A 12,312-nucleotide genomic window follows, 5' to 3' on the forward strand; every position below is an offset into this window, starting at 1 on the left:
TACGTGGTGCTCAGGCATCCTCGGCAACGACGCGGGCCAGTTCGGAACGGCTGGCGATGCCGAGCTTCTGGTAGACGTGCCTGAGGTGGTACTCCACCGTCTTCGGGCTCAGGAACAGGGCGGCCGCCGCCTCCTTGGTGGTCCGGCCGGTGCCGAGGAGCCGGGCGATCTGCCCTTCCTGCGGCGTCAGCCGCGCCAGCCCGGTCGCTCCGGTCCGGAGCACGGTGGCCCCGGTCGCCTCCGCCTCCCCCGCCGCCTGCTCCGCCCACTGGCCCGCGCCGAGCCGGTCGAAGGCCTCCAGCGCCGCCTGCAGCGGGGTCCGCGCCGCCACCCGGCGCCGCATCCTCCGCAACGCCGCCCCCAGCGCCAACTGGCTCCGCGCCCGCTCGAAGAGGTCGGGCGTCTGCGCATGCAGGGCCAACGCCCGCTCGTAGTGCGCGAGGGCCTCCTCGGGGGACGCGACGGCGGCCATCGCACGGTGGGCCCGGGCCAGCGCCCAGGGCTGGCCCTTGGCCTCGGCCCGGGCCAGGAAGGCCCTGGCCCGGAGGGCGGCCTCGCCCATCTCTCCCTGCCGCACCAGGCATTCGACGATCTCCGGAGCGGGAGACAGATCGACATCGTGCAGTCCGCGCACGTCCATCAGTTGCTCCAACTCCCGGTACCGTTCGCCGGAGCGGTCGGTCCGGCCGAGCCCGTGCTCGAGGTCGCCGAGAGCCGAGGTCGCCCACACCGCGGCCATGTGTACGCCGTGCTCCCGGGCCAGCGCCACCGCCTCCTCGGCCGCCGCACGGCACGCCTGCTCCTCGCCCCGGCGGGCGAGCAACCCGGCCAGGGCCGCCAGGAGCATCGCCAGATCGGTGCTCTGGCCGGTCTCGCGTGCCATCGCGATGCCCTCCTGGTACGCCGTGACGCCGTCCTGCCAGCGGTCCGAGGTCGCCTCGAACCGGCCGGTCAGGAACAGCAGGCTCGGCAGCGTGGTGAGGGCGCAGCGATCACGCACCTCCTCCACGGCGTGGCGGATCAACTCCCGCCCGGTGGTGGTCTCGCGCAGGAACAGGGCTCCGATCACCATCCAGCCGGGATGGCGGCTGTCGTCCAGCCAGGTCGTCCTCGACTGGAGTTCGTCGACGACGGAGCGGATCGCGCCGATGCCGGGCTGCCCGGCGAGCACCCGGGCGATGCCCGAGGAGATCCGGCCCCGCAGTCGCACCCGGTCGTCGTACCCGCCCTGGGGTGCGCGGCCGAGCAGGGCATCGATCCGGTCGGCGGCACGGACGCCGGTCCGGTTGTCCGCGCGGAACAGGCTGGCCTCGACCTGGTCGCTCAGGATCAACACGGCCCGCGCGGGGTCGTCCTCGGCGGCCCCATCGGCCGCCCTGTCCAGCAGCAGGCGAGCCCGGTCGAGGGAGCCCGCCCGGAGGGCGATCGTGCCGCGCAACCAGTCCGTGGCGACGTCCCCCTCACTCGGCAGCTCGTCCAGTAGCCGAGCGGCGCGGTCCTGCTGGCCGGCCAGCCAGGCCTGCTCGGCCGCGGCCAGCACCCGTTCGTCCCGCGCGGGGTTCGACCCGGTCAGCTCGGCGGCCCGCTCCCAGGCGGTGGCGGCGACGGCGTGGGCGCCTCGGCGGTTGGCCCGCTCGGCCACCACCGCCAGGTCGGTCGCGACCGAGTCGTCGTGCCCGATCGTCCCTTCCGCGCGGTGCCAGGCCCGTCGCTCGACCTCTGCGACGGGCAGCGCGTCGGCCACCTCCAGGTGGGCTCGCCGCCGGTCCTGCGCGCCGGCGGCGGCGTACACCCCAGCGGCGACCAGTGGGTGCTGGACCATCGCCCGCGTCCCGTCCAGATGCACCAGCCCGGCCCTCTCCCCCTCCGCCATCGGGGCCAGCTCGAGCCCGCGCCGACGTGCCGCCCTCTCGACCACGGCCAGATCCCCACCGGCCACGACCGCGAGCAGCAGGAGTTCGCGGGCGGGCCGCGACAGGTCGCCGGCCCGACGACCGTAGGCCTCCGCGATCCGGTCCGGCACCGGCCCCGGGGTCAGCGGCGACCGCCGCGCCAGGCGGTCGAGGTCCCCGGCCAGCTCGCGCACGGCGAGTGGGTTCCCGCCGGTCAGTGAGATCACGCTCCGGGTCAGTTCCTCGGTCACCGGCGGCGGGGCCACCGCCGCCAGGAGACGGGCAGCCTCCTCGGGGCCGAGACCGAGCAGCGGCAGCTCGCTCAGGCCGGCTGCCCGGAAGGGTGACTCCGCGTCGGGCCGTCCGGCCAACACCACCGCGATCGGGTCCGCCACCAACCGGCGTACGGCGAAGGCGAGCGCCTCCGCGGTGGGCCGGTCGAGATCCTGGGCGTCGTCGATCGCGACCAGCAGTGGCCGCTCGTCGGCGTACCGGCTCAGCAGCGAGAGGCAGGCGGCTCCGACGGCGAACCGCTCCTGGTTCTCGCCCTCCCGCAGCGCCAGGGCCACCTCCAGCGCCCGCGCCCGCGGAGCCGGGATCTCGTCCAGGTGGTCGAGCACCGGACCGAACAACTGCAGCAACCCGCCGAAGCCGACCTCCCGCTCGGCCCTGGTGCCCGAGGCGCGCAGCAGGTTCATCCCCTGCGCCTGCTCGACCACGTCCTCGAGCAGGGCCGACTTGCCGATCCCCGGATCGCCGGTGATGACCAGGCATCCGCTCTCTCCCACCCGGGCGCCGGCCACCAGGCGGCCGAGGATCGCCTGCTCGGGCTCCCGGCCGATCAGCACGTTCCCAGGCTAGGTCGTGGACCGTGCCTGGGGCACAGGACTAGGTGGGGTACCTGATTCGGCGTAGCCCGTAGCGGTGCGAGCGTGAGTGATCCACCACCCATCGGAGGAGCCATCATGACCACCATCGAGAACCCGCAGACACCTCAGCGCGACGTCGACCCGGACAAGCTGATGGCGTTCGTCTTCCGCGCCGTCGAGGAGATCGGTGCCGGGCTCAACGGCGGGCTCGTCGTGCTCGGCGACCGGCTCGGCTACTACCGCGCGCTCGCCGATCTCGGACCCACCACGCCGGTGGAACTCGCCGAACGCACCGGCACCGACGAGCACTACACCCGCGAATGGCTGAACTGCCAGGCCGCCGGGTCCTACGTCGACTACGACCCCGCAACCGGCCGGTACACGCTGCCGCCGGAGCAGGCCGTGGCGATGACCGACGAGTCCAGTCCGGCCTACCTGCCGGGACTGTTCCAGATCGCCCACGGCACCCTGCGGGACCTGCCCTCGATCATCGCCGCCGCCAGGTCCGGTGACGGGGTCGGCTGGGGCGACCACAACGGCGACGTACACCTGGGCTGTGAGCGCTTCTTCCGGCCCGCCTACCTCAACAACCTGGTGGCCGAATGGCTGCCCGCCCTGGACGGGGTCACCGGGGCACTGGAACGTGGGGTGCGGGTCGCCGACGTCGGCTGCGGCCACGGCGCGTCCACGATCCTGATGGCCGAGGCCTTCCCGGCCTCCAGCTTCGTCGGCTTCGACTACCACGGCGCCTCGATCGAGGTCGCGGCCGAGCGGGCCGCGGAGGCCGGAGTCTCCGACCGGGTCGACTTCGCGACGCAGCGGGCCGACAGTTTCCCGGGGTCGGACTACGACCTGGTCACCATGTTCGACTGCCTGCACGACATGGGCGACCCCGTCGGAGCTGCCCGCCGGATCCGCGAGACCATCGCCGAGGACGGCACCTGGATGATCGTCGAGCCGGCCGCCGGGGACCACGTCGAGGACAATCTCAACCCGGTCGGGCGCGCCTACTACGCCTTCTCCACGATGCTGTGCACGCCGGCCTCGCTCGCCCAGGACGTCGGCCTCGCGCTCGGCACCCAGGCCGGCCCGGCCCGCATCCGCGACGTCGCCGTGACCGCCGGCTTCACCCGTTTCCGGATCGCCGCCCAGACGCCGTTCCACAACGTCTTCGAGGTCAAGCCCTGAGGAGTTCCATCGCGGTCGGCGTGTCACGCGCGACCGGTGGGGACCCGCCCTCGCGCCACCGGTCGCGCGACACGCTCGCGCGTCTCCAGATCGGAGGATGATGGGGCCATGCTGCTCGAGCAGCGCCGGGCGCGAGAGCCCGACGAGGAGGGCGAGGTCGTCCGCGACGGCGTCGGCCTGCACTACGAGGTGTACGGCGACGGGCCGGTCACCGTCCTGCTGATGCCGACCTGGTCGATCGTGCACTCGCGGATCTGGAAGGCACAGATCCCCTACCTGGCCCGGCACCATCGGGTGGTCACCTTCGACGGCCGGGGCAACGGCCGCTCGGACGCACCCGAGGGCGCGGCCGCCTACCGGGACGACGAGTACGTCGCCGACGCGGCGGCCGTGCTCGATGCCACCGCCACCCCGGCGGCGGTGGTGGTGGGCTTCTCCTGCGGTGCCACCTGGTCGATCGGACTGGCCGCCGATCATCCGGAGCGGGTGCTCGGCGTCGTCGCCATCGCAGGGGTGTGCGGATTCCCCCTCGCCCGGCCCGAGCGTGAACAGTCCGTCTGGGACGGGCAGCTGGACACGACGCGGGGCTGGGCGAAGTACAACCGTCGCTACTGGTTGGACGGAGGCTTCGACGACTTCCGCAGCTTCTTCTTCCACCAACTGTGCAGCGAACCGCACTCGACCAAGCAGTACGACGACCTGATGGCCTGGTCGGCCGACGTCCCGGCGCAAGTGGTGGCCGACACCACCGCCGCCCGTCTCGGGTGCGACGGGGTGGCCTGCGGCTCGATCGAGCAGGCCTGCGCGCGGGTCCGATGCCCGGTGCACGTCATCCACGGCACCGAGGACCGGATCCGGCCGGCCGCGCTCGGCGAGCGCCTGGCCGAACTCACCGGCGGCGACCTCACCCTCATCGAGGGCGGCGGACACGGCCCGATGAACCGGCACCCCGTCCTGGTCAACCACGTGATCCGCGACGTCATCGCCGAGGTGGCCCCGGACCCGCCCCGGCGGCGTACCTGGGTGCGCTCGCTCGGTCGCACGCCCCGGGTCCTCTTCCTCTCCTCCCCCATCGGCCTGGGTCACGCCCGCCGGGACCTCGCCATCGCCGACGAGCTGCGCCGCGTCCGCCCCGAGCTCCGGATCGACTGGCTGGCCCAGGAGCCGGTCACCAGGGTGCTGCGCGATCGCGGCGAGCAGGTGCATCCGGCCTCGGCCTGGCTGGCATCCGAGTCCGACCACATCGACGACGAGGCCCACGAGCACGACCTGCACGCGTTCGGCGCGATCCGGCGGATGGATGAGATCCTGGTCGCCAACTTCATGGTCTTCGATGAGGTGGTCCGCGAGCAGCACTACGACCTCGTCGTGGGCGATGAGGCCTGGGAGGTGGACCACTTCCTGCACGAGAACCCAGAGCTGAAGCGCTTCGGCTATGCCTGGATGACCGACTTCGTCGGCTGGCTGCCGATGCCGGACGGGGGCGCGCGGGAGGCGGAGCTCACTGCCGACCACAACGCCGAGATGCTCGAGCAGCGGGCCCGCCACCACCGGCTCCGGGACCGTTCGGTCTTCGTCGGCTCCCCGGAGGACATCGTGCCCGACCGGTTCGGCCCGGATCTGCCGCTCATCCGGGAGTGGACCGAGCAGAACTTCGACTTCGCCGGCTACGTCACCGGCTTCGCGCCCCCCGGGCCGGAGGAGCGGGCCGCCTGCCGTCGCCGGCTCGGCTATCGCCCCGACGACCTGCTCTGCGTGGTCACGGTCGGCGGCTCCGGCACCGGCGCGGCGCTGCTCGGGCGCGTGCTCGACGCCGTACCGATCGCTCGCCGCGCCGAACCGCGACTGCGCTTCCTCGTCGTGACCGGGCCGCGCCTCGACCCCCGCGCGCTGCCCCGGCGTGCCGGGGTGCGGGTCCGTGGCTACCTGCCCGACCTGTACCAGCACCTCGCGGCCGCCGACCTCGCGGTGGTCCAGGGCGGACTCACGACCTGCATGGAGCTGACCGCCGCCGGTACGCCGTTCCTGTTCGTGCCGCTCCAGCACCACTTCGAGCAGGCCTTCCACGTGCCCCATCGGCTGCGCCGCTACGACGCCGGCCGGCAGTTGTCCTACGCCGAGGCCACCGACCCCGACTTCCTGGCCGCGGCGATCCTGGCGGAATCGGCCGGAACGGCACGGTTCCGCCCGGTCGAGACCGACGGCGCCGCGCGGGCTGCGGCCCTGCTCGCGGACCTGTGTTGAGGATCTAGGAGGTGGAGCGGGCCAGGTGGGCCGCTCCGACGACTCCCGCGTGCGGCCCGAAGCGCGCCGGGTGCACCGGAGGCACCTGCCGATGACCGGCGCCGACCAGGGAGCGGACCAGGGCGGAGCGGGCGGGCTCGAGGAGCAGGTCGCCGGCGGCGGAGACGCCTCCGCCGATGACGACCACCTCGGGGTCGAGGGCCGCGACCAGGTTGGCCAGGCCGACGCCCAACCAGTCCCCCACGGACTCGAAGGCCTGGAGCGCGACCGGATCGTCGTGCTCTGCGGCTGTGGTGACCATCGGGCCGGTCAGTCTTTCGCCGTCGCCCTCGCACCACTGCTCCAGGACCGTGGGCACCCGACCCAGACGGGTCCGGACGAAGCGGACCAGGGCGTTGCCGGAGCAGTACTGCTCCCAGCAGCCGAACCCGCCGCATTCGCACGGCGCCCCATCGGGCAGCACCTGCATGTGCCCGAACTCACCGGCCATGCCGTTGCGCCCGCGATGGATCCGCCCGCCCACCACCACGGCGCCGCCGATGCCGGTGCCGAGGGTGACCATCACGATGTCCTCGGCGCCTCGGGCGACGCCGTACACCCCTTCCGCCCGCACCGCGCAGTTGGCGTCGTTGTCGAGCACGACCGTGGTGTCCCATCGGTCGGCCAGCCGGGACCGGGTCGGGTCGCCGCGCCACGGCAGGTGCGGAGCGAACATCACCCGCTCCCCCGAAGCGTCGACGAATCCGGCTGCGGCCAGGCCCACGCCGGCGATCGGACGACCGGCGGCCACCTCCTGGACCGCCTCGGTGAGGGCGTCCTCGACGAGCGCGACCTCGACCCGCCGGCCAGGGGTGGTACGACGGGCGGTCGCCACCACCTGTCCGTCCGCACCCACCTCGGCCGCCAACACCTTGGTGCCGCCGATGTCGACCCCCAGGTAGATCCCCTCGTCCGGAGTCATGGGCGGGCCCGCCTTCGGGTCGGTCACCGGGGGCTCACCGCCGGGAGAGGTCGGCGGCGCCGATCAGGCCGGCCCGATTGCCCAGCGATGCCTTGCGGATCTCGAGTCGGGGGCGGTACCCGCGCCCGGTGAGGGAGTTGCCGAAGGCGGCCCGGGTCGGCCCCAGCAGCAGCTCGCCGACCTCGCTGACCCCGCCGCCGACCGCGACCACGGCAGGATCGAGCACCGCGGTCAGGGAGGCGATGCCCTCGCCGAGCCAGGTACCGACGGTCGCGAGGCTCTCGATGGCGAACGGGTCGCCCGCCACCGCGGCCCGGCTGATCAGCGGACCCTTGATCGCCTCCGGATCGCCGCCGGCCAGATCGAGCACCCCGCGGGCGAGCAGCGAGCCGCCGCGGGCGGCCTCACGGACCTCCCGGACCAGGGCGTTGCCGCTGGCGTACTGCTCGAAGCAGCCGTGGTTGCCGCAGCCGCACAGGATGCCGCCCGGCACCACCCGCATGTGCCCGATCTCGGCGCCGACCCCGAACGCGCCCCGGTAGAGCTCGCCGTCGAGCACGAGCCCACCCCCCACGCCGGTACCGACGGTCACCAGCAGCAGGTCGTCGACGTCCTCGCCGGCCCCGTAGCGGAACTCGCCCCACGCCGCTGCGTTGGCGTCGTTCTCGATGACCACGGGGAGGTCGATCCGCTTCTCCAGCCCGGTCTTGAGATCGACGTCGCGCCAGGCGATGTTGGGTGCGAACAGGACCCGGCTGCGGGTCTTGTCGACGTACCCGGCCGCCCCGACCCCGACGGTGGCGATCGGGTGCCGGCCGGCCAACTCGCGGACCACGGAGGCGATGGCGTCCTCGATCTCGTGGGGGTTGGTGGCCGGCGACTCGACCCGCAACTCCTCCACGACGGTGCCATCACCGTCGACCACGCCCCCGAGGATCTTGGTGCCCCCGACGTCGACTCCGCATGCAAGCGTCACGATTCCTCCTCCGGCCACGACTGCCCATCCTCGTCCAGGTCGATCGGCTGGACACCCGAGTCGGACGTGTTGCCCTGCTGGTCACCTGCCACGGCCGCGAGCAGGCTGCCCGCCGCCTGGAGGAGGGCAGCGCCGGCACTGGCCAGGTGCGCCCTCACCTCGGGACTGGCCTCGCGGATCACGTGGATGCCGCGGCACAACGGGCAGTAGGTGCACTCCGGGGCCCCGGTCGCCAGGTGCTCCTCCAGGTTCTCCCCCAGCCCGCCGAGCCCGGAACCGAGCCCGCTGCCGAGCCCGTCGCGGAGTGCCGCGAACAGCTTGGCGGCCTCCTCCGCGGCACTCCCCACCTGCTCGTGGGCGTCGCTGGATCCATCCGGGTCTGTCACGTGATCTCCTGCTCGCTGTCGGATCGGTGACCCGGAGCCTGCGTCTCGGCCGCCGCCGTGGTCTCGGCCAGGGTCTCCACCGTGGCCGCACGCCCGGAACCGCCGGCGGTCTCCACGAATCTCACCTGCAACTCCCCTGCCTCGACCCGGGCACCGGCGACCTGTAGCCGGGCCAGCCCGGCGGGCAGGGTCAGGAGACGACGATACGACCCCACCGTCTCGTGGTGCGCGAGGTCACCCTCGGACCGACCGTGGTCCCGCAGGGTCACCACCAGGTCGTCGCCGTGCCGCGCCAACCGGACCTGCTCGCGCCGGACGCCCGGCAGCGCCAGGTGGGCCACGGCCCCCTCGGCGTGCCGCGCGACCCGGAACGGCGCGGTCGCGGTGCCCCGGGCGAGCGGATCGGCCTCGGCGTACACCTGCTCGGCCAGGTCTCTCAGCTCCTCGACCCCCATCGGTTCGGCGGTGCGGTACGGCGAGCGCCAGATCGGCAGACCGGAGAAGGACGCCTCCACCTCGGCGAGCACCTCGGCCTGGGCACGCACCCAGCCCGCGCGCCACGGGTCGGCACCGTCGCCGGGGAAGACCCGGTTGGCGACCACACCGTCGACCCGGTAACCGAACAGGCACAGGGACGTCCACGAGCGCCGGGCCTCGGCGACCACGACCTTCTCGGGGGTGAGCACCAGTCGTACGCCGGCCTCGGGGCCGGAGAGGATGCGATGGACGTCATCGAGTTCACCGTGCAGCCGTTGGACCGCGGCGAAGACCTCCTCGCCCGGCATCGGGACCCCGGCGGCGCGGGTCAGGACCGGACGGAGGGCCTTCGTCACCCGCCGCTGGGCGGGGAGCACCCGGGTCATGTACCAGCCCAGCGCCTCGGGCAGGGCGAGCAGTCGCAGCGTCTCGGCGGTGGGCGCGCAGTCCACCACGATGACGTCCCACTCGCCCGACCGGACCCGATGCCGCAACTCGAGCAGCGCGAGCACCTCCTCGGCGCCAGGGATCACGGTCAGCTCCTCGGCGGTGACCGGGTCCATCCCGACCACGTCCAGGACCTGCAGCAGGTAGCGCTGGACCTCGGCCCAGGACTGCTCGAAGCGGAGCTGGGCGTCGACCTGCTCGACGTACAGGCGGGGGGCCACCTCGGTGGGCTCCGGCCCGACCGGCGTACCGAAGGCGTCGGCGAGCGAGTGCGCCGCGTCGGTGGACAGCACCAGGGTGCGGTGACCGCGGGCGGCCGCCAGGGCCGCCGTCCCCGCCGCGACGGTGGACTTGCCGACCCCGCCCTTCCCGGTGAAGAGCAGGACCCTCACGAGGATTCGACGCGCGACTTGAGCCCTTTGAGAGCGGTGTCAATGAGGATCTTCTCGCCCTTGCGCTTGAGCATGCCGATCAGCGGGATGGTCAGGTCGAGCACCAGCCGGTAGGTCACCTCGGTACGGCCCTGCCCCAGATCGCGCAGCAGGTAGGCACCGTCCAGGGTGCGCAGCATGCTGGACTCGACCAGGCTCCAGGTGACCTCGTGGTCGCCCTCCCACCGGTAGGCGAGGGTGTACTGGTCGCGGATCGGGCTCACGTCGAGGTCGAAACGGACCCGTTCGGCGCGTCCGTCGGGTCCGGTGGCCAGCACCTCGGTACGCCGCATGCCCTTGGCCCAGGAGGGATAGGCGTCGAAGTCGGCGATGACCGCCATCACGGCGGCTGGCTCGGCCTGGATCACGATCGACGACGTGGTCTGCTCGGCCATCTGATGCTGCCCCCGGGTGTGGACGGAGCGCGGCGCGGAACCGCACTGGAGTGCTGACGTGCCGCGAGCGTACCGGATCGGGAGTCGCCGCGAGCGCCCTCCTGGCCGCGCTCGCCGTACGCGCAGGTAGCCTCACCGGGGAGAACCGAAGACCAGCCACTCGAGGAGGCCCTACGTGCGCGAGTACTCCACGCCACCGACCTACGAGATCCCGGCGACGGGCAACCTCACCGACGACGTGGTCACCAACCTCGAGGAGGCCCCGGAGGCGGTCGCCTTCAGCCGGCCCCGCGACGGGCAGTGGGAGGACGTCACCTGCGCCACCTTCCATGCCGAGGTCGTGGCCGTGGCCAAGGGGCTGGTGGCGGCCGGCATCGAGCCGGGCGATCGGGTGGCGCTGTACTCCAAGACCAGGTACGAGTGGACCCTGGTCGATTACGCGATCTGGTTCGCGGGCGCCATCACGGTCCCGATCTACGAGACCTCCTCGGCAGAGCAGGTGCAGTGGATCCTGGCCGACTCGGGTGCGAAGGCGGTCATCGCCGAGTCGGGCGACCACGTCAGCAGGGTCGCCGCCGTTCGCGCCGAACTGACCGAGCTCAACCACCTGTGGTCCTTCGGGGACGGCGCGGTCGACGTCCTCACCCGGTTGGGAGCCGCCATCGCCGACGAGGAGATCGAGCGCCGGCGCGTCCTCGCGACCCCTGGGACGGTGGCCACCCTGGTCTACACCTCGGGCACCACCGGCCACCCCAAGGGCTGCGAGCTCACCCACGGCAACTTCATGTTCGAGCTCGGTGTGGCCGTGACCGAGCTGGAGAACCTGTTCGGCGTCGAGGGCCGCTCCACCCTGCTCTTCCTTCCGCTCGCGCATGTCTTCGCCCGGATCATCCAGGTCGGCTGCGTGAAGTCCCGCACCCGGATGGGGCACTCCCCCGACATCAAGCACCTGATGGACGACCTCGGCGAGTTCAAGCCGACCTTCATCCTGGCGGTGCCGCGGGTCTTCGAGAAGGTCTTCAACACCGCCTCCCAGAAGGCGACCGCGGACGGCAAGGGGAAGATCTTCGACCGGGCCACCAAGGTGGCCATCGCCTACTCCGAGGGCCTCGAGCGCGGCCGGATCTCCCCATGGGTCCGAGCGCAGCACGCGGTGTTCCACAGGCTCGTCTACGGTCGGCTGCTGGCCGCCCTCGGCGGGCAGTGCGAGTACGCCATCAGCGGCGGCGCCCCGCTCGGGGAGCGGCTCAGCCACTTCTTCCGAGGGCTGGGGCTCACCGTGCTGGAGGGCTACGGTCTCACCGAGACCACCGCCGCTCTGAGCGCGAACATGCCCGGGGCGATCAAGGTCGGCACCGTCGGCCGGCCGTTCCCCGGCACCGCCGTACGCGTTGCCGACGACGGCGAACTCCTCTTCAGCGGAGGCCAGATCTTCGCCGGCTACTGGCGCGACCCGGAGGCGACCGAGGCCGCCTTCGCGGCACCGGGGTGGTTCCGCTCGGGTGATGTCGGCGAGGTCGACGACGAAGGATTCATCCGCATCACCGGCCGGAAGAAGGAGATCCTGGTGACCGCCGGCGGCAAGAACGTCGCCCCCGCGGTGCTCGAGGACCGCCTGCGCGCCCACGCCCTGGTCGACCAGTGCATCGTGGTCGGCGACGGCCAGCCCTTCATCGGCGCGCTCATCACCCTGGATCCCGAGTCCCTGCCCGTCTGGGCGGAGGGTCGCGGCAAACCCGCCGCCCTGTCCGACCTGGTCGAGGACGCCGACGTCCTCGCCGAGATCCAGGCCGCGGTCGACGACGCCAACCAGGCGGTCTCCAAGGCCGAGTCGATCCGCAAGTTCCACGTCCTCGACGCGCACTGGACCGAGGAGGGCGGGCAACTCACCCCGAGCCTCAAGCTCAAGCGCAGCGTCGTGATGCGCGAGTTCCGCGACGAGGTCGACGCGCTGTATTCGTAGTTCGATCGCGCGAGCGTGTCGTGGTCACCGATGCGCGCAAAGGACAGGATGCACCGGCACCACGCCACGCTGCCGCGCCAGAC

Annotated in this window: 9 protein-coding genes; 3 read left to right on the forward strand and 6 right to left on the reverse strand. The window is 72.7% G+C overall.

From position 1 onward, the window contains the following. Positions 1-10: 10 nt before the first annotated feature. Positions 11-2,740, reverse strand: a complete 2,730-nt coding sequence (locus G515_RS0102450) for a helix-turn-helix transcriptional regulator (protein ID WP_028658849.1) — start codon at positions 2,738-2,740, stop codon at positions 11-13. A 117-nt stretch (positions 2,741-2,857) separates the two neighbouring features. On the opposite strand from G515_RS0102450, the gene G515_RS0102455 reads away from it, so the two are divergent. Continuing rightward, positions 2,858-3,949, forward strand: coding sequence for a class I SAM-dependent methyltransferase (locus tag G515_RS0102455; RefSeq protein ID WP_028658850.1), 1,092 nt, complete (start codon positions 2,858-2,860; stop codon positions 3,947-3,949). Between the two features lie 108 nt (positions 3,950-4,057). Further along, on the forward strand, positions 4,058-6,193 hold the full coding sequence (locus G515_RS0102460) for an alpha/beta hydrolase (RefSeq protein ID WP_028658851.1): 2,136 nt from the start codon (positions 4,058-4,060) through the stop codon (positions 6,191-6,193). Positions 6,194-6,197: 4 nt separating this feature from the next. Here G515_RS0102460 and G515_RS0102465 read toward each other — a convergent pair whose 3' ends face one another. The 5 genes from G515_RS0102465 to G515_RS0102485 are packed head-to-tail and all read right to left on the reverse strand — an operon-like array spanning position 6,198 to position 10,266. Continuing rightward, the gene (locus G515_RS0102465) at positions 6,198-7,181 is read right to left on the reverse strand and encodes an ROK family protein (RefSeq protein ID WP_245565150.1); all 984 of its coding nucleotides are present in this window, start codon (positions 7,179-7,181) and stop codon (positions 6,198-6,200) included. 7 nt (positions 7,182-7,188) lie between these two features. Continuing rightward, positions 7,189-8,130 (reverse strand): ROK family glucokinase, encoded by a 942-nt coding sequence (locus G515_RS0102470; protein WP_028658853.1) that lies wholly within the window; start codon positions 8,128-8,130, stop codon positions 7,189-7,191. Further along, positions 8,127-8,516 (reverse strand): DUF5304 family protein, encoded by a 390-nt coding sequence (locus G515_RS0102475; protein WP_028658854.1) that lies wholly within the window; start codon positions 8,514-8,516, stop codon positions 8,127-8,129. Before G515_RS0102475 ends, G515_RS0102470 begins: the two co-directional genes overlap by 4 nt. Continuing rightward, positions 8,513-9,832 (reverse strand): ArsA family ATPase, encoded by a 1,320-nt coding sequence (locus G515_RS19175; protein ID WP_084652975.1) that lies wholly within the window; start codon positions 9,830-9,832, stop codon positions 8,513-8,515. Before G515_RS19175 ends, G515_RS0102475 begins: the two co-directional genes overlap by 4 nt. Next, the gene (locus G515_RS0102485; RefSeq protein WP_028658855.1) at positions 9,829-10,266 is read right to left on the reverse strand and encodes an SRPBCC family protein; all 438 of its coding nucleotides are present in this window, start codon (positions 10,264-10,266) and stop codon (positions 9,829-9,831) included. The genes G515_RS19175 and G515_RS0102485 overlap by 4 nt, the downstream gene beginning before the upstream one ends. Positions 10,267-10,441: 175 nt before the next feature. On the opposite strand from G515_RS0102485, the gene G515_RS0102490 reads away from it, so the two are divergent. Then, a complete protein-coding gene (locus G515_RS0102490; RefSeq protein WP_028658856.1) occupies positions 10,442-12,229 on the forward strand; it encodes an AMP-dependent synthetase/ligase in 1,788 nt (595 codons plus the stop codon). Positions 12,230-12,312: the final 83 nt, after the last annotated feature.

Origin of the sequence: Nocardioides insulae DSM 17944, assembly GCF_000422825.1 — a bacterium.
Lineage (GTDB): Bacteria > Actinomycetota > Actinomycetes > Propionibacteriales > Nocardioidaceae > Nocardioides > Nocardioides insulae.

Bases quoted from the DNA above. Each gene is read 5' to 3' on its own strand.
- G515_RS0102485 (WP_028658855.1), bottom strand. From the start codon at position 10,266: ATGGCCGAGCAGACCACGTCGTCGATCGTGATCCAGGCCGAGCCAGCC.
- G515_RS0102460 (WP_028658851.1), top strand. From the start codon at position 4,058: ATGCTGCTCGAGCAGCGCCGGGCGCGAGAGCCCGACGAGGAGGGCGAG.
- G515_RS0102455 (WP_028658850.1), top strand. From the start codon at position 2,858: ATGACCACCATCGAGAACCCGCAGACACCTCAGCGCGACGTCGACCCG.